This is a genomic window from Cryobacterium sp. Sr8, from assembly GCF_004403225.1.
Classification (GTDB): Bacteria; Actinomycetota; Actinomycetes; order Actinomycetales; family Microbacteriaceae; genus Cryobacterium; species Cryobacterium psychrotolerans.
This window is the reverse complement of record NZ_SOHO01000022.1, coordinates 84,656-105,156: the sequence shown is the minus strand read 5'-3', so window position 1 is coordinate 105,156 and position 20,501 is coordinate 84,656. Positions and strand designations below refer to the sequence as shown.

Sequence of the window (20,501 nt, the reverse complement as noted above, 5' to 3'; positions counted from 1 at the left end):
GCGGCGGCCCACGTCTTGTCATCCACGCGCAGGGTTCGGGTACGCATCGGCGGGCGGGTCACTCGCTTGGCTCCAATGGGATCACTCGCACGGGGATGCCAAGTGTGGCGGCGCGTTCCGCTAGCGCGAGCTGTTCCGCGCCGCATTCGGCGGCCGTCAGCCGCAGCAGTTCGGGATCGAACCCGAGAGCGTGCGCCCGCGCGACCTGCGCGGCGTAGAGTGCAACCTTGCGGATGCCATAGGCGGGGAGGCCGACATCTGCCAGCCCGACGTTGCCCATGAATTCCTCGATCACCCCTTCGACCATCGGGTGCTCGATGGACTCACTTGCCGCGTTCGCGTGTGCATCTTTCCAGTCGCTCATCGTGTGCCCTTTTCTGCCTTGCGCCGGTTGGCGCGGTTGGTTGGTAGCGGGTCGCCCGACTTGCGTTCGACTTCATGCCCGGTCCGCCACCGCGCCGGCACACCTGCCTCGTACTCGGCGCGGGCGGCGGCCTCCGTTATGCCCTTGTCGGCCATGAGGTCTTGCACGGCCTCCCGAGTGCCCCTCATGCTGCGACCATCGTCATGGCGAGGGCGATTTCTTCGCGACTGGTGCCGATGAATTCAACGTCGGCGAATGCGATGGTGTCGAGTGCGTCGTTGAGGTTGTGTCGGGTGGCGATGGTGTCAACGATGGTGGCCTGGATTTCGCGGGCCGTCTTGTCGCCTTCGAGGAGGTCGAGCATGTCGAGCAGTTCGGCGGTGGCCTTGGCTTCGATGGTGGCGGTGATGAGGTTCTGGATGTTCTGCGTCTCGGTCATGTTTCAAGTATGGGGGTTGTCATTACGAATGTCAACGCGAAACACAAAGAATCTTAAGAATCTTTATACGGATTATCCCCATCCGCCAGCCAGCTCACATCCGCCCGTTCTATCGCCCCACATTCGACCGCAGCCCACACGGCTCCTTCCGCAAACTTGACAGCATCCCGTGCCCGCAGTTCGGCCTGGTTCGCCGGCAGTTTCTCCCCACCAACGAGCGCGTCTAGTTTGCCTTCTGCGGCGTCGTGATCCCAGTCGCCAACGAGCGCACGTTTCCGTCCCCCTGTGTCGTCTGTGACCCAGTGAGCGCCGACCCAGTAGCCGTCCGCGCGCTGGTAGAGAGAACCGGTGCCCTTGACGCGACGGTTGCGGGTCACTCGCCGTCCTCGGTGATGGCCCAGTTGGAAATCATGCGAGTGACGACAGCGGCCCGAGGCGTGCGCCCTTCTCGAACCGAGCGCATCATGTTCCATGTGTGGACATCCTTGAACGCTTTGGCCTCAGACGTGACCTGCACGGCGTCGGGGGCGTCAACCGTTACGTTGCCCCACTCCACGGCGAGCGCGTCACGCTCGACCTCGACGGATTCGAGGGCTTCTGCCAGAGCGTGAATGAGCGTGTTGATGTACGTGGGCGATTCAGGGTAGGTGCTCGACCGCGCCTGCCGCCGCGCCTCTGCAATCAGTTCCGCATTGTTCATTGCTTCCCTCTTTTACTTTTCCGTTGCGGGGGCGACGCTCGACACGTCGCCCGTGTTTCAGTTTGTGTGCGGGGACACCCGAGCCCCCGTGGTTCTTCTGTCGCGTATGCCGGTTGCTGGTGTCCTTCTTCTCCTGGCTGCGAAGACATGTGCGGGGGTGGAATTCATGGTGTTCCTTCCTTGGTTGGTTGGTTGGTTGGTTGGCCTCGTAGGTCTAGGGAATCTGCGGGGCCTTTGTTGTTATTGAGAACGTATCACAGATGTAGTCATTGTGTAGCTTATTGGTGGTACCCCCAGAACAGGGCACACAAAAAAACCCCCTGCAACCCATCCGAAAAGGATGAGCCGCAGGGGGCAAGGGGTGATGCAGGGGTTACGCGGCGGGCTTGTTCGGGGTCGCGTACACAAACCCGGTGCCAGCGATGAACGCCAAGACAATGAAGATGGTTTCGATGGGAGACACCGCCCCATCCTCGAGAGCGACCGCAGCCGTACCAAGGCCGGACACAATGCCGCCAACAATGGCCTTCGCGTAAGGGCTAAACATGTTCATGGGATCTCCTTATGAATGGTTACTGGGGGATGAGCGGGCTAAGGACTGACCAGAGAACAGCAGCAGTAGCGATGACGGCGAACATTTTCGTGAACGGCGACCACGCGGTTTCCGTTTTCGTGCGCCTGGTTTCCTCGGCCTCTTTCAACGCAAGCGCAAGAGCAACAGCCGTTTTCTTGTCAGCCTCCGCGCCCTCCTTGAGCGTTTGCGTGAGCGACTGCAAGCCGGTGATCTCGCCCTTCATGACGACGATCTCGCCCGCGTGCCCGTCAACCCTGCGGTCAGTGTTCTTGCCACGTTCAGCGATCATGTTGAGTACGCCTTCCATGCGCGTGAGCTGCACGGGCAACGCTTCCTCGAAGCGGGGTGGCTCAATGTTGGTCACGACTTGCTGCCCTTGTTCGTGGCGGGTGGGCTTGTGTGGGCAGCTATCATGAGCCAACCCCTTTCCTTGTTTGGTTTGGTTAGGGGCAGCCCCCGGTTTGTGTTGGTTCACTTCCCGGGGGCGCTTGCGTTGTGGTGTAAAAATTAGCTATGCCTAATCAGCCGAAGACCCCTGTGCGAGGGTTCCGCATTGATGATGCCTTGTATGTGGCGGCGCAGGAGAAAGCGAAAGCTGAGGGGCGCACATTGACCGATGTGGTGCGGGAAGCGTTGACCCTCTTTGTGGGGGTGCCGAAGGTGTAGCCGGGTGTATGCACACCTGTTAGTTTCGTCACATGACAAACAATGGTGGACGCATGAACGGCACAGTTGGAACCAAGCGCAAGGCGCTGGTCGGCGTTGTTGCCGTGTTGGCCCTGGTCGGCGGGTTAGCGGGGGCGGCGTATGCGTCGACCCGTGTTGAGGTGGTCCCAGTACGCCCGACTGTTGTGCCTGTCGCTGAGGATGTGACGCCACACGCGCGGCTGAGTGTCGTGGTTGCACCCGTTGCGGTTGCGCCCAAGCCAGTCGCGGCTCCCGCAGACGTGCCCGTTGTGGCGCACGCGCCTGCCCCTGTCGCGGCCCCCGTCGCAGCCCCTGTGTCGAAGCCGAAGCCCGGCCCCGTGGTCGCACCGAAGCCCGCCGCGAAACCCGCGCCGAAGCCAGCGCCGACCCCAACCCCGACGCCCGCAGCGCTCACCCCGTTCGAGGCGTGGATGCTCAACCCCACGTTCACATGCGAGGAAGGACAAGCGCCCGGCTGGCTCGGCGAAGACGGCGTGCCCACAAGCTGCGTCACCTACTAACTAGGCGTACCAAAACACGGTCACGGCAAGCTGCGCCGACAACGCGTTACCCGCCGCGCCGCCCGTAGTCGTCACCTGCGTTTCCACTGTAATGTCGGTCGCGCTGGCAAATGACCGCGCCAACGGGATCACCTTCGTTGTGTAAACCTCAGTCGCTTTCGTCTCAATGCCAAACGCCACAGACGCAGTACCGGCAACAACCGTGCGGGCAGACCCAGACAGCGGCGCGGTTGTTTGGCTGGTCGTGTTGGTTGTTACCGCGCTAATTGCCATGACCGTGCATCGTGTCGCCCATGCGGGTTTTACGAACGTGGCCGTGGCGACCGGCTGATTTGCCGTGACGAGGTCGGAGCCTGACAGGAATTGCACGTTGGTTGCAGCGTAAGAGTTGGAGTTCATCTGAGCGATCTGCTTGGCGAGGCCATCCGTTGTCGTCTGAAACGACTTAGCAATTGATGGGCCGAGCTCCCGCACGAACCGTTCAAGATCCGCGATCCTCCGCAGTTGCGTATCCTCAGACGGCGGCATGAGCGAACTAATAGAACCCGGCTGTGCCATTGCTAACCCCCTGTAATTTCAGTTGATGCGAGCGTTGGTGTGACCGTTGGAACACCAGTCAAACTAAGTTCCCAACCGATCGCCCGCGCGACCCCAGCGAACCCGCCAGGGAACGCCGGCACTGACTCGCGCCCGCCAGGATTAGCCGGGTCGTCTTCGAGGCCACCGATGGCGAACCCGATGTCATCACCAATCGACCAGTCCGTGCCAAGTTCTGGCGCACCGTCGATTGCGGCTGACATGGTGAGCGGCTTGGGTCCGTTGGCGAGAATGGTGAGTGCTGCGCGGGCGTGCCCGGTGAGTGTCGAAACGTTCGTGATTGATGTTGAGGGTGTCCAACGGAACTCGAACGTGGGCCGTGACGTGTTCGCCGCTACTTGCCGAGGTGACTGCGGGCGCGTGTTGCCGTCAGCGGTAGACACTGCCATTACGTCGTTCGCGCCACGGCCTGCACTGTAGTCCCTGTCGAGGGAGAACGCGGTGACGGGGCCGGGCATCTCGAACGTTGCCGCCGCACCCAAGCCCGGGGTGACAGCGCGCCCGATACGATCGCCCACATACAGCACGGGGGTGATGCGTTCGGGGTTGTGCTGCCACTCCCAACCGACAGTCCATTCAGGGCCGCCCTCGACACCCATCAGGTCGGACAGAACCGAATAGATAGTCTTGTCGTCCTGGTCGGCGTAGGTCCGGTCACGCAACGTCCCAGCGCCCGTGTAAGCCACCCGAATTGGCAGGCCGGGTTTTGCCCCAGCCTTCACATACTTGTCCACCAGCGTCGCCACAATGACGTTCTGTCCCACCCCCACGAACGTTTCGTCACCAACGTAACGCCGGTCAAAATACGACTCGAGCGTGGCAAGCGACAACGGCACAAGGTCCGACTCGTTAGGGGAGCAACGTGTGACCATGCCGCCCCAGATCGGCACCGACTCGCCCACAGGCTGCCCGCTCTTATCCGTCGACTGAGACAGCAGGATCAGGTTCGACGCACCCTCAAGGGTGGCGCGCTGCCAATCGACAGGCGCACCCGGCAATGGCAGGTTCGCCATCGTAGATTCGTACCGGCCAATGGTGGACTTGACCGAATCAACCTCGAGCAATGGCAGGTCTGCGAGGATCACCCCTGTTTGTGCGTCAGTGGACACCCACGAAAGTTCAGCCATCAGTTACGCCTTTCGTGGTGTGTGGATGTGTGGCGTCATTCGAGGCCGGCTGCGAAGCCCGCCCAGGAGAACGCGCCAAGGTCGCCGTCGATGGTGCCTTTGTAGCGGCCGAATTTGGCTGCGTAGGTTTGGATTAGGCGTGCGCCGACAATGCCAATGGCACCGTCGATGGGGCCTGTGTAACCCGCACCGACGGCGAGCGTCTTCTGGATGCCCTTGTAGGACAGCACGCCGAACACGCCGTCGATGGCGCCCGCGTACCTGCCACGTTTGGCAAGCGCCCGTTGGATGCGTTTGGCGACCGTGCGGGAGGGCAGCACGAGCCGCCACGCTTTCGGCTTGGGCCGGACCGCCTTGACTGCGCGCTTGACGATCCCGGCAGGCTTGACGGCAGGGGGCACAGTTCCAGCCGCGAGCGCCTTGGCGCGGGCAACGATCCCGTCGAGGTTCAGCCCACCAGGGCAGGCGGTCGCATAGCCGGCGTGAAACCGTGCGAAGACCTCACGGTGCCCGATGATGCGGTCACGGGTGATCGGGATGCCGTAACGGGTGCAAATATCAGCGACAACACGCGCGGTCGCTTCTTCTGCCGCAGCTGATACCGGCCACGTCCCGCCCATCGACTGATTGGCAATCTCAAACACGATCGCCTTGGAGTCGAACGCGGCGGAAGACAGCGACCAGGCGCGGCGTTCCTCGGGGACAACGCCGACAACCTGGCCCGCGTTGCTGATCGCGTAGTGCGCCGAACCCTGCTTGCGGGCGGCAGACCATAGCGACAACACACCCTCGAATCCGGTTGAAGCCATGTGATGCAGAACGATGTACCGCGGGCGTGCACCGAACCGAGTGCTTGAATTCATGGTGGAGACGGTGCGCGTGGTGAGATGACTGAAGGTGGGCATGACGCTCCAAAGGGTTGCGGCGGACACCCCCGAAAGGTGCCCGCCTATTGCTGGTATGCTCAGCGCATGACCACAGATTCCCGGCGTGCTGATGGCGCGGTAACTGTGGAGTGCCACGATTGCCGCAGTCCCGTGCAGGTTGCATACGGTCGACAATTCGGCAACGCGATCTTTTACTTCTGCGACGAGATGTGCGCTGGACGGTACGCCGCTACCAACTAACGCTGCGAGGGTCCGGTCGATTGGCTTGCGCGCGGGCTACACGGCCTCGTAGGTGATAGACCCGAATATTTCGTTATTGACGGCCGGCGCGGTTACCAGGTAATTCGTCGAACCGGGCATGAGGAACCTCATAGTGACCCCGCCAGAAATTAGCGCAGCCTGTGCCGAGTTGTATCCGCCGGCCGTGTTCACGCCAACGGTCCCAAGCGTCGGGATCTGCCCGACAAAGGCGGCCGCCACGGGCAACGATAGTGTCCACGTCCCAGTGGTATTGACCGTGCCGCACCGGACATAGAACTGATACGTGACCAGTTTTCCCACCTGCGTCCACCGGCCCGCCGTCCCAGAGGCGAGCGCGACCTGCGTGCCCGCGACCCATACCGGGGTGAAAGAAGCTGTGGCACCAGTCCAAGCCGAACCGTTGTACACCTCAGTCAAGTTCAGGTCAAGCCGATAGACCCTCAGCCCGGCGCGCACGGTCAACGCGTCCCGCTCGGCCAGGGACCAAACCGGCAGAATCCCGCCAGCAGCAACTGCATACGGGGCAACCCACGTCACAGTCGGAGAACCGCCACCCGACACGGGCACGTTGATCCGCGCAACCACAAACGACCGCGCCGGAGTTGCCGGAGCAACAGGGGAAGCCGCAGCCGTACCCGCCAAATACTTGCGCGTAGCAGCCGGGACCGTCGAACCGTCAGACTCAGACGGGTCATCGACCTGAACATAAACAATATCCACGCGCGGGTTCGTCGCATCCGCGGCCGTCACCGCACCAGTCGCCGCAGCATCAAACGCGAACGTGTACGCGCCAGCCTCAGCAGCCGGCTCCGCATCCGCAACACCAGCAAACGGGCCACACGTCCACACGGTAGCCGTGGCCGTTACCGTCGTAACCGACGTGCCAGGACGCACACCCGTACGCGCCCCAAGAGGACGCGCAGACGTAGCGCCACCAAACGCCGCCGAACCAGACTGCCGAAGCATCCGACCCGAATAGGACGGCGCACCCGAAACGGCGTTCGCGGGATAAATTGTGTCAACCATGTGTGTCTCCTACTGATCGGCTGGGGTCGCAATGACCGTGAGCAAAGCGCCCGCGCTGAAAGATGCTGCTGTAAAAGCCCAAGTGTTCGGGCCGGAAGTGAATGAAGACCAGCCGCGCGACGTAACATAGCCACTCCGCGAAGACTGACCATTCGCCAAAACCTGCCGGGCCTCCATGTCGATATCCAGCCACTCGCCAGCATTGAGAACCAACGACGACGCAAACACCATAGACAGGCCCGAACCAACATGCGTAACCATCGGACCCACACACGGCCCATCAATACGCAGAAGCACCGGGCCCGACGTGTTGCCCGTGTTCGTCAGATTCACCTGACCCGAAACAGTCGCCGCCGTGATGCTGAACGGAACCGTGAACGGAACAGTCAAGCCGCCAGACGTAGACGGCAGGCCAGTAGACGCAGTGAGAGTCGCGGAAAGCTTGCGGGGATCAGGGGCGATGACCTGGACTGACCAAGAGCAATACGTCGGCGTGATCCAGTCATGAATCACATCATCCGAACGGCGCACCGCAACAGTGCGTGCAAGCCCCGGCTCAAACACCGTCAGCGTTGTTTCACTGAGCGAACACGCCGCGTTCAACCGATCCAACGCAGCCCGTGCAGCCCCAGCATTCGGCGCATAGAACTTACCAGCAATGGCGAGCGTACGAGGCTGCGCATACGCACCACCAGCCCACCCGCCATTGCCCCGCGGCTTCTGCGTAACACTCAGGGTTGACCCCGTAGCACCCCACCCATCGAACGACTCAAGCGCCCAGTCCACGCCGAACTCATCAACATCGCCAAACGTAATCGCACCCAACGACACATAAATTTGATCTGCCGAAATAGCCACTACGCCGCCGCCAATGCGTTCTGTCTGCGCTGAACCGAAAGCGCAATAGCCATCCCGTCATGCGGGCTCGTAATGTTGAACGTGTCGCCGCCGCGAGAACCCATCTTCAAGTTGTCACCAACACGATCCAACGGAATCACCGACGCACCCTTCGGCATGTGCAACAGCTCCGGGCCACGCTCACCAACCAACGCCATACCTGCGCTCAGAGCCGTGCCACCCGTGGCTAGCATCGGGATCTTCTTGATGTGGAAGCCGACCTTGCCGCCAGTCGCAGCTTTCAGCGCATCGCCAACAATGTTGACCTTGCCGATGGCGCGGTTGATCACGCGGATCGCGTCGTTGATGCGCAGCTTCACCCAGCCCATCGCGGACCCCATGCCACCCGCGAGCCCGGCCATGATGTTAATGCCGGCCTGGCGCAGCCATGTGCCAGTGCCGACCATTGCTCCGTTGATGCGGCCCGGTAACCCCGCGAACCACAGCATCATCGACGCCATGCCCACGCCGACACCTTCGGACATCCTGACCGTGGCAGGTCGAATTTTGTCCATGGACGCGCGGATGCCATCGAACATGCCCGACGTGTCATCGCTGAAATGCCCAGCCTCGGTTCCGGCTTCGCCAAGCATGACGCCGAAATCGTAGAGCGCGGGGTACACATCCTCGTCGTAAGCCTTCTTGATGTCCCTAAGCGCCGGTACAACATCGCTCTTCATGTAGGCGGCGAAGTCGTTGAGCGCGGGCAGCCCCTCATTAACGAACCAGTCAGAGAAGTCCTCGAGCAGGGGCAGTAGGGTTTCGTCGGTGAAGTCAGCAAAGTCTTCAAGGGCGGGAAGCAGCGCCTCGCCGATCTTCTCCTGGATCTCACCGAACCTGTTGCGCATGATCTCAAGGCGACCAGTTGCGGTCGCGCCCTCTTTCGCGGCGAACCCGCCAACCTTCTTAGACAGCAGGCCAACGATCGTGTCGAAGTCCTTGCCCTTGTTGCCGGTTGCCTTGAAATCAATGCCGATCTCTTTCAGCGCCTTGGCATTGCCCATCATGGCCTTGCCAAGAAGACCCGCCGCAGACGGCAAATCCTTGCCAGTCTTCGCCGCATAATCCTGCATCAGCGGCGTAATCCGCTCAAGCTGCTTCCCGGTCAGGTCGAACTGTGCAAGCACTGCCTGACCCGACGCCGTGGCATCATCATCAAAGCGGGTCTTCTTCGCCAGTGCAGAGTTCAGCTTTCCCAGCGCCACCGCGTTAGTATCGGCCAGCTTCGGGAACCTGGCAAACGCATCCGAAAGCTTCAACTGCGACTGCTCAGCTTCCGCAAAAGCCTTGACCGAATCGACGCCGAACGCCACAGCACCCGCAGCCGCGAGAGCCAGCCCAACACCGATAGCCTTGCCCACACCCGCGAGCTTCTTGCCCATGCTCTCAGCAGTAGAGCCAACACCCTTGAGCGCCTTAGATGCGGTCTTGTCACGCCCGAAAATATCGAAAATTAGGGACTTGCTAGCCACTTGAATCCCTCGCCTTCACATGCTCGTTTGCGTGCGCGACATACAGCCGCCAAAAATCGAACGTCAAATCCCAAATGTTGAACGGGGTAATGCCCGGATACAGATGCGAGATCAACGGCAACCACTCATAAATGGACGCCTGGATGTCCTCGATCAAGTCAGGGGCGGGCTGCTGCTTCCTGCCGGAGCGGAACCCGCTTACGCTTTTGGGTCCTCAACATCAGCGCCCGCTTCGTCGTCGTCATCCTCAAACGCGAGATCCACGAACGACACGGCACCAGCATCCTCGAACGAGGTATCCTCGCCCGCCTTGCGACGCGACAGCCAGATAATGCCCTGCAAGTTCAACAGCGCATCAGCGTCGTCCAACAGGTCAACAGCATCCTCAAGCTCGCCGAACTTCTGAAAGGTGCCCTGAATGGTTTTGACCGAAACACCCAGTTTCACCTTGAGCAGATACAGGTCTCCCAGTGTCGCCTTACTGATTGAGTCCTCAAGCCCGTAGGCGACCCCACTAATAACGATGTTCACAACGTGCCCTTCACCTTGATGGTCGCCGTCGCATCACGCAACGCGGCCTGAATCTCATTGACCAGGGCCCGATCAAGCGCCTGCTGAATAACCGAACCGAAATAGGGGCGACCCTCCTGCACAACCCACCGCGTCTTATCGCCGAACAGCGGGTGCCGAAAGTGCTTCTTGTTGTACGCCTTGAGCAGGCCCTTGTTCTCGGCCGACAGCCGGTTAGAGCCCGTCACGATCTTCGCGCCGGCAGCCTTCTTGCCGAAAGAAACAGAAATGCGGGTCGCAGCAATAAGCTGCGCCCGCACTTCCGAACTCATCGGCGAACTGCCGCCAGCGGGTGACGGCTTCGACAGGCTCGACTTCACTGCATCAGCGGCAACCATGCCCGCGTTACGAATGCGCTTCCGCAGCGCCTTCGCCAACGATGGGTCGAAGCTGTCAAGATCCTTCTTGAGCTGATACCAAGCAAGGGGATCAATGACAACCTGAAAGCCCTGATCCCCGCGCGGCATTAGATCGCAGTCTCAGGCGTCACAATCGCAACGTAGATCGGGTGCGCAGCCGTGCGGTTGTCAAGAACAGTGAACCCAATTGCCTGAGTGATAACGTCCCCAGCCGCAGCCTTCGGAAGTTCACCCTCAAGGCGGATGTTCGGGATCGTGATCTGAATCGTCGGGAACACGCCCGCCGAAATCGCCACCGTCGAAGCGAACGTCAGCACCAACGCCAGGTTGGTCTGAGCCAAGTACGCATCACGGAGAACATTCGAGTCATACTCGGCCGTAATCGTGCCCGTACCCGACCGCAGGCCCAGAGCAGGCTTGCGCGAACGCTTGCCCGCTCCGCCGTAGTCAAACCCGTTCTCGTCCAGCCCGTTGTCCCACGTCAGGGCAAAGTCGCGGATGTTGCCCGCAGCAGTACCGCCCGAAGCCAGAGCCGAGGCGGTCGGAGCCGTCACTGTCCCGCCGATAGTGATGGACCCGTTGACGAACGACAACAGTTGGTTGTTCGCCGGGTACGACGCCGCAGCATAAGCTGCAACCGTATCAACCGACTTGCCAAGGAAATTGAACTGGAACGTGGGAATAGCACCATTCGCACCCGACAGCTCAAACCCGGAACACACGCACCCGGCGAACGTCTGCGGAGAAACCGCGCCGCCCAAAATGGGGACGCCCTTCTGCACCGTGTACGACGGCAGGTAGTCATCGGCCGTCGGCGTGAACACCTGCTGGTAGCCGGGGCCAGTGCCGATGATCGTTGACGTTGCGGTGCCAAGCGCGGCCTCAAGCAGCGCACCCAAGCCCTTGGTGACAGCCTCAACAGTCAGCGAGCCGTTGGACTCTTCCTTCACCAGCACACGCCGGTCAGCAGCAGCAACACGCTGCCCGAAACGCTGGCCTGCACCCTGAGCAAAAGTGGGCACCCACGCGAAATCTTCCTCGGTGAACTCGTAGAACTTGTCTACAACAACGGCTGCGCCGAAGGTGGTTTCCTTCTTCAGCCCAATAGAGCTATCAAGCTGAGTGGTCATTTGCCGTTCTCCTTCTTAGAGTTGACGATCTGCCACACATCAGGTTGGGCAGACAACAGATCCGCCTGCGCGGCAGTAACTTCAAACACCTCGCCAGCCGTGATGACACGGCCCACCAGAGGCAAATCCAAATCCCCTTGCGGGCTGACATTCTTGAAACTGGGCATTGATGCTCCTAAGACGTAATGCGTGCTTGGGCCCGAAACTGGGCTGTGATCTCAATGAGGCGACCGGCAGCAAGAATCTGCGGGTCAGTCGACCCGTCCGACTCATGCGACACCAGGAAGCAATGGCGAACCGTGCCGCCGATAGTCGTGTCAGTGACACGCGCGAACGTCTCGAGCTGACCCAACAGGGCGTAGCCGCGATCAGACGCAACCTTCTCCATGTCAGGCCCACCACCGCGGAAGATGGAAAACACGACGTCGAGCGTCAGCGTTTCCTCACGCGAACGATTCGAGCCAAGAGTCGCCACATCCTGCTCCGTCGACACACGACCGAACGCCACAATGTCGTCAGCCTGCGACTGCCCCGGATGACCGAAAGAAACCTGCACATCCGTGCCCGCCCACAACGTCTGAGCCGCAGCAACGAACGCATCCTTGAACGCGGCCGCCACACTCGCCGACGGCATCAGGCAAACCCTGCCATGCGCCTATTCGGCTCACACAGCTCAATCACACGGCGCGGAACAGCGAACCCAGACGGGACACTAACCTCGCCCACACCCTCGTTACCAAACGCCGGACGGTTCCCCTGCCGGCCCAACTGCCACCAATGCCGCACAAGCTCACGCGTCGCCAAGGCAACGTTCGGCGGAACCGCAGCGGAACCAACCGTCACCGTCACAATGACGTTACGCACACCCGAAGTGAACGCACGCGACCCGGCAGTCGACCCGGCATAGATGATCCCCGCCTCACCATCCGACACAAAGTCAGTAATGACTGTGCCCGACTCGGCAACCGAAGTAACCGCATTGAAACGACAACCAACCAAAACCGCATACGAACCGCCGTCAACAGCGAACACACGAGAGACAGGAATAATCGGTCCCGTAATATTCTCAATAACCGGAGTAGCAGCCTCAATGTAACGCTCAAGGTCAGCATCATTCGTGGTCGTCGCAAGGGGGATACCAAGCGACGCCTTAGCATCTGCGAGCGTGATAAGCCCGGCGACGACAGCCATTACTTGCGCTGACCCTTGCGAGTCTCAGCACGCGGAGCAACAGCACGCTCTTCACGAGGCAGCGTCACTGCGGCCTTCTGCGGCCCAGCAACAGCGAGCCCGGCAGCGATCAGGTCGGCAGCCTCAGCCGCGGGCACGTCAAGGGTGCCGCCAATCGCAGGCCAATCCTGGCCGTCGCGGGTGCCGCTGATACCAGCGACCATCTGAACATGAGTCATTGCGCTCTCCTAAAATTTGTGGGGTACGCGAGGGGCAGGTTTCCCCACCCCTCGCGCTGCGAATCAATCCCGAGGGATTAGGTGGCCGCGCCGACGAAGTGCTTGACAGCACCGGTCTGGTCGATCAGAAGCCCGTCGCCGCGAATGGTCGCGCGGAACGTGATCTGGTCGGTGTCGAACGCGAACTCATCCGAACGCTCAAACTTGATGCCGTTGACAACCCGCACCGCATAAGCGGAAAGGTCGCCGAACAGAACCGACTTGGCCGAAAGGCCAGTGCCGGCAACGTTCGGGTCAGTCAGGACGGCCTTGTTGAGCAGGCGGTCAGGCGTGCCCTCAATGACGGACGGCTGCCACAGGTACGCGCCGGTCCCGGCACCCTCGCGGAACTTGCGGATCACGGCTGCGGTCGAGTCCTTCATCAGCCACTTCGCCGTCGACTGGTCGCGGTAAGGCGACGTGACCGAGTACAGAAGGTCGATCAGGTTGTCGAGCGTCGGAACGCCAGCAACAGCAGCAGCGCCCGTAACCCCGAGGGTGGACGACACCGTGATACCAGTCGGCTCCGTGGTGCCAGCACCAGAGACCAGCTTGGCCCCGAAAGCGTTACCGATGTTGCGACCAACGGTACGCGCCAGGTAGCCCTCAAGGTCAAAGCCGGCGTCCTCAGCGAGTTCGCGCGACACCTTGACCAGCTGGCCGTACTTGAACGAACCGAGGGTGCGCTTAGCGAATGCCGGGTCGGTGCCAGCAATGGCAACACCCTCAGCAACAGCAGCGGCCGCACCATGGCTGGTCGTGATCGGGATCTCAATGCTCTCGCCCGAGGTCGTGGTGAAGATCGTCGCCCCGCCGTTCATGAGGGTGGCATTCTCAACGAGGTGCTCCCACAGCGAACCGTAGAACGAAGTCGGGACAGCGTTGCCACCAGCAGTCGCGGTGCCCTTGGAAAGCGCGCGGGCTTCCTCGAGGGTCGGCGCGAGCATGACGGAACGCTTCTCGCCCTTGATGAACGAACGCAGCTCGTCGCTCAGTCCGTCGTTGGTCTCGCGGGTGGCCGGCTTGCCCATGAGGCTGCGAAGGGAGTCCTCAGCGGCCTTAGCGGAAGCGGCATCCTCAACGAGCTTGTCAGCACGTGAACGCAGCGACTCAATGTCAGCGGTCATCTTGCCGTAGGAAACTTCTTCCTCAGCAGTCAGTTCGCGCTTCTCAGACGCGGCGTGGTCAAGGAGTCCCTTGGCCTGCTCCCACGTGTTCGCCCGCAGTTCAAGCAGGTTCTTTGCATATTCGGACATTCTTATTCCCTCCCAGGAATGACAAAAGCCCCGGCATTAGCCAGGGCTTGAAATGGTTAGAAGATTTGCGAGTGGTCGTCTACCTGCTCACGGGGTGAAACTCACTTGAGCTTTAGAAGCTCAAGCTCTCGCTGTCGCAGATTGACTAGCGGGTGGGTGTCTCCCTGCCCGCTGCTGTCTTCCTGCTCTTCTCCGCGCACTTCTGCGTCGGGAATCTTTGGGGCGATCTCTTCGCCATTGAGCAGCGACCGGATCTCTTCAAGGGGCGCAGCCTGCACCTGCTCAACATCCATGTGCAAATGTTCAGCAAGCGACCGCAAACCCGTTGACGTATCAAGGTAGGCAGGCGTGTTCACCGGGGCAACATCGACCAGCTGCACATTCAGCAGCGTGCGCAACGGAAACCCCTGCTCAGTCACAGACCATTCATCCTCGAGAACATGGAACGCAAACGACGAATAACGCAGGTCGCCGCGAGCCGCAAGCTTCCCCACGTCATTGCCAGCCGTAGTGTCCGGCAGATCCACGTCATAACGCAGGCCCTCATCGTCAGACACCAGGACAAGCGTGCCCGCCTCCGTAGTGCCGAGCAGGTAGTTGTCATCATGGTTGTACCGGGCAATAACAGACACCTTGTCACCCAGCGACTTAGCAAACGCACCAGGCGCAACCTGCTCAACAAACCCGCCAAGGTTCTGCGAGTAACGGTTATACCGTGCGGCATAACCACTCAACACGCTGCCTGCACCCTCGACGGCAGCACGAAACTCAACCGGCAGCGCAGTGCTGCGCTTCTCAACATCATGCATGGGATTCTCCTTCGTGCCGCACTACAGGGCCGGGGTCTTCGGGGCGGCCTGGCGGGTTGCCATGAACTCGGCCCACTGCTCAGCAGTAAGCGGCGCGCGCTCTTCAAGCGCACGTGCCTCGCTGATCGTTTCAATACCCGCGCCAATAGCCGCAGCGTGAGCGCTCATACGTGTCGACAAGTCAGCACGAGCCGACGCATCAAGATTGAATCGCATGTACTGCGTGCCGAACAAGTAACGATCGAACACAGCCTCAAACCGGGTCGTCCACGGGCGCAAAGTACGCATCGCAAACCTGATCTGATCCTGCTCAAGACTCTTATACGTCAACGACGAACCCGAAGTCTCGCCGCCAATGTCCTCCGGTGCAACCCGGTAAATAGCCGCGAACTGTGTAGCCGTCAACTTCAACGTAGAAATGAACTGAGCCTCACCACCAGGAACAGTGATCGGCGTGTAATCCCAATCCTTGCCAGTCACAAACGGCTCCGACGCCGCAACCGAAGCCTTGAACCTAGCCTTAGTGGTCGACGCCTGATCCGCGCTAATCGTCGTCATGCTGTTCTTCAACACACCAGACGGAATACCACCACGCTTAAACCAGTTCTTACCGAACTGCTGCGCCTGATCGCCAGTCTCAATCTGAGCCTTGAACAAGCCAAGCGGAGACAAACCCACAACAGAACCAGCCTGAACATACGCCGGAATATGAATCAGATCAGCGCGAGGAACCAGCCGGCCCTTATAGAAATACTGCGGAACACCCGACGCCTCATCAACGAACACATCCTCAGGGTTCAACCACAGCACCTTAGACGGGCGGCTCTGGTTGTCAATCGCCGTGATGAGCCCATAAGCGTTACCGCGCAGCAAACAAGACGTGATCGCCTGATGCTTCCACGAATACACATCCAACCCATTCGCGCCAGGATCACGCACCAAATCAGGCTGCACGTCAACCCTCGACGGCACACCAGACGAACCCTTCTCAAACACAGCCACAGGGGCAGCCGCAAACTGGTCAGCAATCAAACCCGTCGCCGCATACACAGGCACCAGACTCAGAGCACTCTTACTCGCCGAAGCAAGCGAACCGCCCGAACCCCACACGTCCTGAAAAGAAACAGCCCGCACCTCGGCGGCCTTACGAAAAAGGATACTCAACGGGAAACCTGCTTACTTATCCAGACGAAACCGACACCGGCAACGACAAGCGCGGCAGGAGGATAGATCAAGGCAACACCAGCCACAACGAGCGCCAACCCCAGAAGCTCCAGAACAGTAGTAACCACACTCACGCGAGCCTCCTAAAAGACAGAATCCATCGGGTCATAATCGGAGACAAGCCCCGCCGTATACACCCACCAGGCAGCAGTCGCCGCCCGCAATGGGGTTATGTCTGTAGTTGACTTCGCCTGCGACCAAAGAAACTGCTCACCAGACACCCGCTTAGCAGCGCCCAACACAGCCACGTTCAACGGCTCTTCGCTCTTATGCTTCAGCCGCCCATTGATCAGAGCGTCAGACAAGCCCACAGCGCCATTACGCATGTTCGTCGTATCCAACTGAATCACCGTCACGCCGGCATCCTGAAACAACGGCACCAACTGTGCGTTCTCGCCATACTTATCCAACACAACAGAGTCAAGATTGTGTGCGCCAAGGATCGCCATCGCCTCAGTGAAAATGAAATCCTGAGCCCACTTCACATCCGCACCCAACTCATACCGGGCAACCTCGATCAAATCGAAACCCTGCCCCGTACCGCCAGCAACCATAATCGCCGCCGACTGCTGCATACCCGTCCGCAAATCCACCGCAACAACAGGCTTAGACGTAATCGAAACCTCAGCACCAACAACATTCGACTCCCACACACCCGCAGGAAACGCACCCTCAGCCATCGAATCAACCCACTGGCACAAGTTCTCCGTGCGGAAGTGTCGCTCAGGTGCAGCAGCCGCAGCAATCATCGCGCGCTCATTCAACGCCGTGTGACCAAGGGAAGGGTTAGCCTGCGCCCACCCCTGCTTGTCATAGATGTCAAGGCCAGGCGTTGCAGACCACTCGAAGATCCCCAGCGATGATTCGTAAACCTCATCGTCGGCCCGGTCGCCGCCGTTGATCCCATCCGGGTCGCCAAGCGCAAGATGCGCCTGTGCGCGCAGGTACGCGAGCACAACCGACGTAACATCGCCAGCATTAGACGCCGCCCAAACCTGCGCGAACTCACGCGCCATCGTCGTATTGGCGACCGCTGACCAAGCTTCCCAACTCTGGTGCTCACGGAGCTCGTCAAGAATAACCAAGTCGCCCGACAGCCCACGACCACCGCGCCGAGACGCAGCCTGCACCTTGTAACGCGAGCCATTGGTAAGACGAAAATACTTCTTACCCGGCTGCTTGAAAACCTGATCCAACTCGGCAGCAAGCTCAGGGATCTCTTCCGCCATGTCGACGGCACCCTGCCAAACTTCCTCCGCGATGTCGAGATTCTGCGCGGTGCCAATGATGAGCGGGGCCGCGTCGACATACATGCGCCACAGACTCAACACCTGCATCAGCGTCGACTTACCATTCTGCCGAGCCACAAGCAGAACAACCGTACGGAAACGAAACGTACCGTCGTCGTGAATCTCCAAAGCATGAATGAGCATCCACCGCTGCCACGGAACCAGGTCAATACCCAATATCTGCTCAGCGAAATCAATGCACTCAAAGCCCCGAGAAGTCTCCCGAGTCAGCGGGCGAAGCGGAGGAGTCCAAACACGAGGCACCTCAATGCCCATGAGCTTAGGATTTACCACCCTTGGCGGAACGGAGCTGGCCAAGTTTGCCACCAGCAACCTCCTTCGCCACCTTCGCACTCAGACGAGACGCCGGAGTCGCCAACATTTCCCGCAACAGATTCGTAACATGCGGGACCAAATACAACGCCTTCGTCAACTCCGCGCCAGATTCAGTCGCAATCGCGTTGTCGATCCGATCCGCCACAGCCCGAGCCGCAGACACCAAGCCGGCGTCTTCGGGGAGTAAATGGCGGTTGATTTCAATCGATTTGTCGACCGCCTCACGGATCGAACCATCCTCGAAGTCAGCCATGAGCGCCTCTCGCGTGATGGGGTGGGGGGTCACTCGCTACGAAAACGGAACACGGGGCGGTCGTCCGTGCGGTGTGATCCCTAAGAAAGTTGCCGGATTCGGCAGGATTTCTGCACTTTTCGACGGATTTCGTCGTTTCGGCGTGCTTTTTCACCGGGGAGCGCGAGCCTCCTACCCTCCCTGTATGGCAGCGTGGAGCGCGAGCCGCTTGCCCGTGCGCCATTCGATGATGAGTGAGCCTGACTTGCTTGAGTTGCAGGGTCGACACGCGGGCGTCAGGTTGCCTTCGTAGTTGGTGCCGCCTCTTACTAGCGGCACGACGTGATCTACTGTGGTTGATGGCTGGTCGCAGTAGGCGCACGCCCGGCCTTGCTTCTGCCATGCGTGGTTGAGCTTGGCCCTGCGCTTGATGCTGAGTCCGGGCGCTGCCTGATCGCGTCGTGCTCGCGTGACGTGCGGGTCAGTGATCGCCCTTGTCAGGTGGGTGGCACTGTATGCCTTGCCGGAGCACGCGCTAGTGCAGTACGTGCGCTTCCTGTTGGCAGCGGTGAACCCTGCGTGACACCATGCGCAGTCAAGCGCGTATCGCTGCGCAGGGTCGGCCCTGGTGCCCCTCACGGGATCGGCGCGCCTGCATGGCTGGCACCTTGCTAGGCCGGCTGGGAGGCTTGTGGTGCCGCTCCACATCATCTCGCCGCACATGTTGCAGGGGGTGTCTTTGCGGCGCGCCACGTCGCCCCCTTGGTGTCACCATGCGTCGTTGCGGTATGATCTGCCGGGCTTGGGCTTGCCTGCTTGCTTGGCCGCCCCGTATCGTGCGCCCTCTGTGACGTTGCACTTCAAGTGCGCTAGGTGTACGTCGTAGGGGTTGGACTCGTTGTCGAGTTCGTCTAGGTGTTCGATGGTCTTGGACCACACGTTGACGCGCCCTGTTGCCGGGTCGCGGTATGGCAGGTCAAGGTCAACAGGTTGGCCGCATCTGACGCAGTGTGTCTCGGTTGCGTACACTTGGGCTTTGACCCTGATGAGTGGCCTACCTGATCTGCCGCGCCTGTAGTTGAGCGACTTGCCGGCCATGACTTACCTCACTCGCCTCGGCTTGCTTGCGCTAATTGGTTGGCGGCTGTGGAGTCGAACCACTCACGTATCGGTTATCCCGGCGCGCTCCCCGTGAGCCCGGCCGCCATGCTGTGGGGGTGAGCGGGTATCTCCCACTACCTCGTCATCCGCTTCGGTTCATGTGTACACTCGCGCGCTAGTGACGGCACGCACCATCGCTGCCCACATTCTGGGCAGCAGTACGGGTCATTCGTCGTCATCGTCGCTACCATTCACGAAGTCATCCATGGATACTTGCATGAGGCCGAGCGTGGCGTGGTATGGCTGCCTCGCTGGTTGGATGTAGTAGTAGTGCGACTTGTCATCTTCGAGTGTTGCGAGGTGGCAGGTGAGTGTGTAGCCGCTGACGAGGTATCCGCCTCGCACGTCGTCTATGTGCGCTTGTAGGGCTGTTTCGAGTGTGTCCCTGGTGGCGTCGCTCATACGTGAGCACCTTCTGCTTTGGTTCTGTTTTCGTGTAGCATGCCGGTTTCGTCTACCCAGTCAACGCAGATGGCCCGCAGTTTCGCTTCGTGCTGGCGTCCGTGGTGAGCGCATAGTAGAACGTCTGACAGTTCGAGCTTGACTGTCACGCGTATGTAGGCTCGTGCACCGCACGCGTCGCACCTGTCTGCCGCGGTGAGTGTCCAGTCAGTCATCATCGCCAGCCTCGCAGTCGACGCAACGCCCGCTCGTGTAGCCTCCGGGGTTGCCAGCGCCGTCATGCTCCGTGTGCCACTTGGCGACATTTCCGCACGAGCAGCGTGTCGGCTCCCATGTCATGTGGGAGTTGCCGCACGTCCACGCCTTAGTCATCATCGCCGGCCTCGCGGCACACGAGATCCCAGCTGCCTTCGTCGTCGTAAACGGTGAGGGTCAGCGGTCGGTGCAGGGTGCGTGATTCCATGTGCGTCTCGCTCTTTGTCTCGTGGGACGGTGGGCGCTGCTATTGGTCGGGTAGATCGTCTGCTAATGGACGAGCGGGCCGATTGCTTCCGGCTGCTAGGGCCGGTCAGGTCAAGCCCGCTCGCCTGCCATTTCCCGCACGTCTGAGGGTGTGCTTTACGCCAATGGCTTGACGTTCCTCCCTGGGCTGCGTTGGTACGCAAACGCATGGGGGGACAGGTGAGGCCTATAAGCTTTGCGGCTGTTTCGCAGTAAGGCTTATAGGGCGGGC

At 60.5% G+C, this 20,501-nt stretch carries 31 protein-coding genes; 2 read left to right on the top strand and 29 right to left on the bottom strand.

Annotated elements, in window-relative coordinates; genetic code table 11:
- Positions 1 to 58: 58 nt before the first annotated feature.
- The 7 genes from E3T54_RS03015 to E3T54_RS02985 all read right to left on the bottom strand — a co-directional run bounded on the left by E3T54_RS03015 (position 59) and on the right by E3T54_RS02985 (position 2,441).
- Positions 59 to 364 carry a hypothetical protein gene (locus E3T54_RS03015; RefSeq protein WP_134474517.1) on the bottom strand — a complete coding sequence of 102 codons (306 nt, stop codon included), beginning with the start codon at positions 362 to 364 and terminating at the stop codon, positions 59 to 61.
- Positions 361 to 552: a hypothetical protein gene (locus E3T54_RS03010; protein ID WP_134474516.1), complete on the bottom strand. Its 192-nt coding sequence runs from the start codon at positions 550 to 552 to the stop codon at positions 361 to 363. The genes E3T54_RS03015 and E3T54_RS03010 overlap by 4 nt, the downstream gene beginning before the upstream one ends.
- A complete protein-coding gene (locus E3T54_RS03005; RefSeq protein WP_134474515.1) occupies positions 549 to 803 on the bottom strand; it encodes a hypothetical protein in 255 nt (84 codons plus the stop codon). Before E3T54_RS03005 ends, E3T54_RS03010 begins: the two co-directional genes overlap by 4 nt.
- Before the next feature lie 53 nt (positions 804 to 856).
- On the bottom strand, positions 857 to 1,180 hold the full coding sequence (locus E3T54_RS03000) for a hypothetical protein (protein WP_134474514.1): 324 nt from the start codon (positions 1,178 to 1,180) through the stop codon (positions 857 to 859).
- Positions 1,177 to 1,503 carry a hypothetical protein gene (locus tag E3T54_RS02995; protein ID WP_134474513.1) on the bottom strand — a complete coding sequence of 109 codons (327 nt, stop codon included), beginning with the start codon at positions 1,501 to 1,503 and terminating at the stop codon, positions 1,177 to 1,179. Before E3T54_RS02995 ends, E3T54_RS03000 begins: the two co-directional genes overlap by 4 nt.
- A 373-nt stretch (positions 1,504 to 1,876) precedes the next feature.
- Positions 1,877 to 2,056: a hypothetical protein gene (locus tag E3T54_RS02990; protein WP_134474512.1), complete on the bottom strand. Its 180-nt coding sequence runs from the start codon at positions 2,054 to 2,056 to the stop codon at positions 1,877 to 1,879.
- A 19-nt stretch (positions 2,057 to 2,075) separates the two neighbouring features.
- Positions 2,076 to 2,441, bottom strand: coding sequence for a hypothetical protein (locus tag E3T54_RS02985; RefSeq protein WP_134474511.1), 366 nt, complete (start codon positions 2,439 to 2,441; stop codon positions 2,076 to 2,078).
- Between the two features lie 149 nt (positions 2,442 to 2,590).
- On the opposite strand from E3T54_RS02985, the gene E3T54_RS16630 reads away from it, so the two are divergent.
- On the top strand, positions 2,591 to 2,743 hold the full coding sequence (locus E3T54_RS16630; protein WP_166804809.1) for a hypothetical protein: 153 nt from the start codon (positions 2,591 to 2,593) through the stop codon (positions 2,741 to 2,743).
- Positions 2,744 to 2,796: 53 nt separating this feature from the next.
- Positions 2,797 to 3,285 carry a hypothetical protein gene (locus E3T54_RS02980; protein WP_134474510.1) on the top strand — a complete coding sequence of 163 codons (489 nt, stop codon included), beginning with the start codon at positions 2,797 to 2,799 and terminating at the stop codon, positions 3,283 to 3,285.
- On the opposite strand, the gene E3T54_RS02975 is transcribed toward E3T54_RS02980, so the two are convergent.
- The 22 genes from E3T54_RS02975 to E3T54_RS02880 all read right to left on the bottom strand — a co-directional run bounded on the left by E3T54_RS02975 (position 3,286) and on the right by E3T54_RS02880 (position 19,768).
- Positions 3,286 to 3,843 (bottom strand): hypothetical protein, encoded by a 558-nt coding sequence (locus E3T54_RS02975; protein ID WP_134474509.1) that lies wholly within the window; start codon positions 3,841 to 3,843, stop codon positions 3,286 to 3,288. It abuts the gene before it with no gap.
- Positions 3,844 to 3,845: 2 nt separating this feature from the next.
- Entirely contained in the window at positions 3,846 to 5,009 is a 1,164-nt protein-coding gene (locus E3T54_RS02970) for a hypothetical protein (protein ID WP_134474508.1), read from the bottom strand.
- Between the two features lie 35 nt (positions 5,010 to 5,044).
- Positions 5,045 to 5,914 carry a peptidoglycan recognition family protein gene (locus tag E3T54_RS02965; protein WP_134474507.1) on the bottom strand — a complete coding sequence of 290 codons (870 nt, stop codon included), beginning with the start codon at positions 5,912 to 5,914 and terminating at the stop codon, positions 5,045 to 5,047.
- Between the two features lie 258 nt (positions 5,915 to 6,172).
- The gene (locus tag E3T54_RS02960) at positions 6,173 to 7,183 is read right to left on the bottom strand and encodes a hypothetical protein (RefSeq protein WP_134474506.1); all 1,011 of its coding nucleotides are present in this window, start codon (positions 7,181 to 7,183) and stop codon (positions 6,173 to 6,175) included.
- Positions 7,184 to 7,192: 9 nt separating this feature from the next.
- Positions 7,193 to 8,041, bottom strand: coding sequence for a hypothetical protein (locus tag E3T54_RS02955; protein ID WP_134474505.1), 849 nt, complete (start codon positions 8,039 to 8,041; stop codon positions 7,193 to 7,195).
- A complete protein-coding gene (locus tag E3T54_RS02950; protein WP_134474504.1) occupies positions 8,041 to 9,552 on the bottom strand; it encodes a hypothetical protein in 1,512 nt (503 codons plus the stop codon). The genes E3T54_RS02955 and E3T54_RS02950 overlap by 1 nt, the downstream gene beginning before the upstream one ends.
- A gap of 198 nt (positions 9,553 to 9,750) precedes the next feature.
- The gene (locus E3T54_RS02945; protein ID WP_134474503.1) at positions 9,751 to 10,083 is read right to left on the bottom strand and encodes a hypothetical protein; all 333 of its coding nucleotides are present in this window, start codon (positions 10,081 to 10,083) and stop codon (positions 9,751 to 9,753) included.
- Positions 10,080 to 10,589: a hypothetical protein gene (locus E3T54_RS02940; RefSeq protein ID WP_134474502.1), complete on the bottom strand. Its 510-nt coding sequence runs from the start codon at positions 10,587 to 10,589 to the stop codon at positions 10,080 to 10,082. Before E3T54_RS02940 ends, E3T54_RS02945 begins: the two co-directional genes overlap by 4 nt.
- The gene (locus E3T54_RS02935) at positions 10,589 to 11,611 is read right to left on the bottom strand and encodes a phage tail tube protein (RefSeq protein ID WP_134474501.1); all 1,023 of its coding nucleotides are present in this window, start codon (positions 11,609 to 11,611) and stop codon (positions 10,589 to 10,591) included. The genes E3T54_RS02940 and E3T54_RS02935 overlap by 1 nt, the downstream gene beginning before the upstream one ends.
- Entirely contained in the window at positions 11,608 to 11,778 is a 171-nt protein-coding gene (locus E3T54_RS16625) for a hypothetical protein (RefSeq protein ID WP_166804808.1), read from the bottom strand. The genes E3T54_RS02935 and E3T54_RS16625 overlap by 4 nt, the downstream gene beginning before the upstream one ends.
- An 8-nt stretch (positions 11,779 to 11,786) precedes the next feature.
- Entirely contained in the window at positions 11,787 to 12,245 is a 459-nt protein-coding gene (locus E3T54_RS02930) for a hypothetical protein (RefSeq protein WP_134474500.1), read from the bottom strand.
- Positions 12,245 to 12,802: a phage gp6-like head-tail connector protein gene (locus E3T54_RS02925; protein WP_134474499.1), complete on the bottom strand. Its 558-nt coding sequence runs from the start codon at positions 12,800 to 12,802 to the stop codon at positions 12,245 to 12,247. The genes E3T54_RS02930 and E3T54_RS02925 overlap by 1 nt, the downstream gene beginning before the upstream one ends.
- A complete protein-coding gene (locus E3T54_RS02920; protein ID WP_134474498.1) occupies positions 12,802 to 13,020 on the bottom strand; it encodes a hypothetical protein in 219 nt (72 codons plus the stop codon). The genes E3T54_RS02925 and E3T54_RS02920 overlap by 1 nt, the downstream gene beginning before the upstream one ends.
- Before the next feature lie 77 nt (positions 13,021 to 13,097).
- Entirely contained in the window at positions 13,098 to 14,315 is a 1,218-nt protein-coding gene (locus tag E3T54_RS02915) for a phage major capsid protein (protein ID WP_134474497.1), read from the bottom strand.
- 101 nt (positions 14,316 to 14,416) lie between these two features.
- The gene (locus E3T54_RS02910) at positions 14,417 to 15,124 is read right to left on the bottom strand and encodes an HK97 family phage prohead protease (protein WP_134474496.1); all 708 of its coding nucleotides are present in this window, start codon (positions 15,122 to 15,124) and stop codon (positions 14,417 to 14,419) included.
- A 21-nt stretch (positions 15,125 to 15,145) separates the two neighbouring features.
- Entirely contained in the window at positions 15,146 to 16,288 is a 1,143-nt protein-coding gene (locus tag E3T54_RS02905; protein ID WP_134474495.1) for a phage portal protein, read from the bottom strand.
- The gene (locus tag E3T54_RS16620; RefSeq protein ID WP_166804807.1) at positions 16,285 to 16,422 is read right to left on the bottom strand and encodes a hypothetical protein; all 138 of its coding nucleotides are present in this window, start codon (positions 16,420 to 16,422) and stop codon (positions 16,285 to 16,287) included. The genes E3T54_RS02905 and E3T54_RS16620 overlap by 4 nt, the downstream gene beginning before the upstream one ends.
- A 9-nt stretch (positions 16,423 to 16,431) precedes the next feature.
- Positions 16,432 to 17,913: a hypothetical protein gene (locus tag E3T54_RS02900; protein WP_134474494.1), complete on the bottom strand. Its 1,482-nt coding sequence runs from the start codon at positions 17,911 to 17,913 to the stop codon at positions 16,432 to 16,434.
- Positions 17,914 to 17,917: 4 nt separating this feature from the next.
- A complete protein-coding gene (locus E3T54_RS02895) occupies positions 17,918 to 18,226 on the bottom strand; it encodes a hypothetical protein (RefSeq protein WP_134474493.1) in 309 nt (102 codons plus the stop codon).
- 171 nt (positions 18,227 to 18,397) lie between these two features.
- Complete coding sequence (locus E3T54_RS02890) at positions 18,398 to 18,913, bottom strand: HNH endonuclease (RefSeq protein ID WP_134474536.1); 516 nt, start codon at positions 18,911 to 18,913, stop codon at positions 18,398 to 18,400.
- A gap of 60 nt (positions 18,914 to 18,973) precedes the next feature.
- The gene (locus E3T54_RS02885; protein WP_134474492.1) at positions 18,974 to 19,303 is read right to left on the bottom strand and encodes a hypothetical protein; all 330 of its coding nucleotides are present in this window, start codon (positions 19,301 to 19,303) and stop codon (positions 18,974 to 18,976) included.
- Between the two features lie 228 nt (positions 19,304 to 19,531).
- The gene (locus tag E3T54_RS02880) at positions 19,532 to 19,768 is read right to left on the bottom strand and encodes a hypothetical protein (RefSeq protein ID WP_134474491.1); all 237 of its coding nucleotides are present in this window, start codon (positions 19,766 to 19,768) and stop codon (positions 19,532 to 19,534) included.
- Positions 19,769 to 20,501 lie beyond the last annotated feature (733 nt).

Excerpts from the sequence above, each read along its gene's own strand:
- E3T54_RS02995 (WP_134474513.1), bottom strand. The coding sequence starts at position 1,503 with ATGAACAATGCGGAACTGATTGCAGAGGCGCGGCGGCAGGCGCGGTCG.
- E3T54_RS02880 (WP_134474491.1), bottom strand. The coding sequence starts at position 19,768 with ATGAGCGACGCCACCAGGGACACACTCGAAACAGCCCTACAAGCGCAC.
- E3T54_RS02990 (WP_134474512.1), bottom strand. The coding sequence starts at position 2,056 with ATGAACATGTTTAGCCCTTACGCGAAGGCCATTGTTGGCGGCATTGTG.
- E3T54_RS02940 (WP_134474502.1), bottom strand. The coding sequence starts at position 10,589 with ATGCCGCGCGGGGATCAGGGCTTTCAGGTTGTCATTGATCCCCTTGCT.
- E3T54_RS02895 (WP_134474493.1), bottom strand. The coding sequence starts at position 18,226 with ATGGCTGACTTCGAGGATGGTTCGATCCGTGAGGCGGTCGACAAATCG.
- E3T54_RS03005 (WP_134474515.1), bottom strand. The coding sequence starts at position 803 with ATGACCGAGACGCAGAACATCCAGAACCTCATCACCGCCACCATCGAA.
- E3T54_RS02930 (WP_134474500.1), bottom strand. The coding sequence starts at position 12,245 with ATGCCGTCGGCGAGTGTGGCGGCCGCGTTCAAGGATGCGTTCGTTGCT.
- E3T54_RS02980 (WP_134474510.1), top strand. The coding sequence starts at position 2,797 with ATGAACGGCACAGTTGGAACCAAGCGCAAGGCGCTGGTCGGCGTTGTT.
- E3T54_RS02910 (WP_134474496.1), bottom strand. The coding sequence starts at position 15,124 with ATGCATGATGTTGAGAAGCGCAGCACTGCGCTGCCGGTTGAGTTTCGT.
- E3T54_RS02925 (WP_134474499.1), bottom strand. The coding sequence starts at position 12,802 with ATGGCTGTCGTCGCCGGGCTTATCACGCTCGCAGATGCTAAGGCGTCG.
- E3T54_RS02970 (WP_134474508.1), bottom strand. The coding sequence starts at position 5,009 with ATGGCTGAACTTTCGTGGGTGTCCACTGACGCACAAACAGGGGTGATC.
- E3T54_RS02920 (WP_134474498.1), bottom strand. The coding sequence starts at position 13,020 with ATGACTCATGTTCAGATGGTCGCTGGTATCAGCGGCACCCGCGACGGC.
- E3T54_RS16630 (WP_166804809.1), top strand. The coding sequence starts at position 2,591 with ATGCCTAATCAGCCGAAGACCCCTGTGCGAGGGTTCCGCATTGATGAT.
- E3T54_RS16625 (WP_166804808.1), bottom strand. The coding sequence starts at position 11,778 with ATGCCCAGTTTCAAGAATGTCAGCCCGCAAGGGGATTTGGATTTGCCT.
- E3T54_RS02900 (WP_134474494.1), bottom strand. The coding sequence starts at position 17,913 with ATGGGCATTGAGGTGCCTCGTGTTTGGACTCCTCCGCTTCGCCCGCTG.
- E3T54_RS02975 (WP_134474509.1), bottom strand. The coding sequence starts at position 3,843 with ATGGCACAGCCGGGTTCTATTAGTTCGCTCATGCCGCCGTCTGAGGAT.
- E3T54_RS02960 (WP_134474506.1), bottom strand. The coding sequence starts at position 7,183 with ATGGTTGACACAATTTATCCCGCGAACGCCGTTTCGGGTGCGCCGTCC.
- E3T54_RS02965 (WP_134474507.1), bottom strand. The coding sequence starts at position 5,914 with ATGCCCACCTTCAGTCATCTCACCACGCGCACCGTCTCCACCATGAAT.
- E3T54_RS02915 (WP_134474497.1), bottom strand. The coding sequence starts at position 14,315 with ATGTCCGAATATGCAAAGAACCTGCTTGAACTGCGGGCGAACACGTGG.
- E3T54_RS03015 (WP_134474517.1), bottom strand. The coding sequence starts at position 364 with ATGAGCGACTGGAAAGATGCACACGCGAACGCGGCAAGTGAGTCCATC.
- E3T54_RS02935 (WP_134474501.1), bottom strand. The coding sequence starts at position 11,611 with ATGACCACTCAGCTTGATAGCTCTATTGGGCTGAAGAAGGAAACCACC.
- E3T54_RS02890 (WP_134474536.1), bottom strand. The coding sequence starts at position 18,913 with ATGTGGAGCGGCACCACAAGCCTCCCAGCCGGCCTAGCAAGGTGCCAG.
- E3T54_RS03010 (WP_134474516.1), bottom strand. The coding sequence starts at position 552 with ATGAGGGGCACTCGGGAGGCCGTGCAAGACCTCATGGCCGACAAGGGC.
- E3T54_RS02885 (WP_134474492.1), bottom strand. The coding sequence starts at position 19,303 with ATGGCCGGCAAGTCGCTCAACTACAGGCGCGGCAGATCAGGTAGGCCA.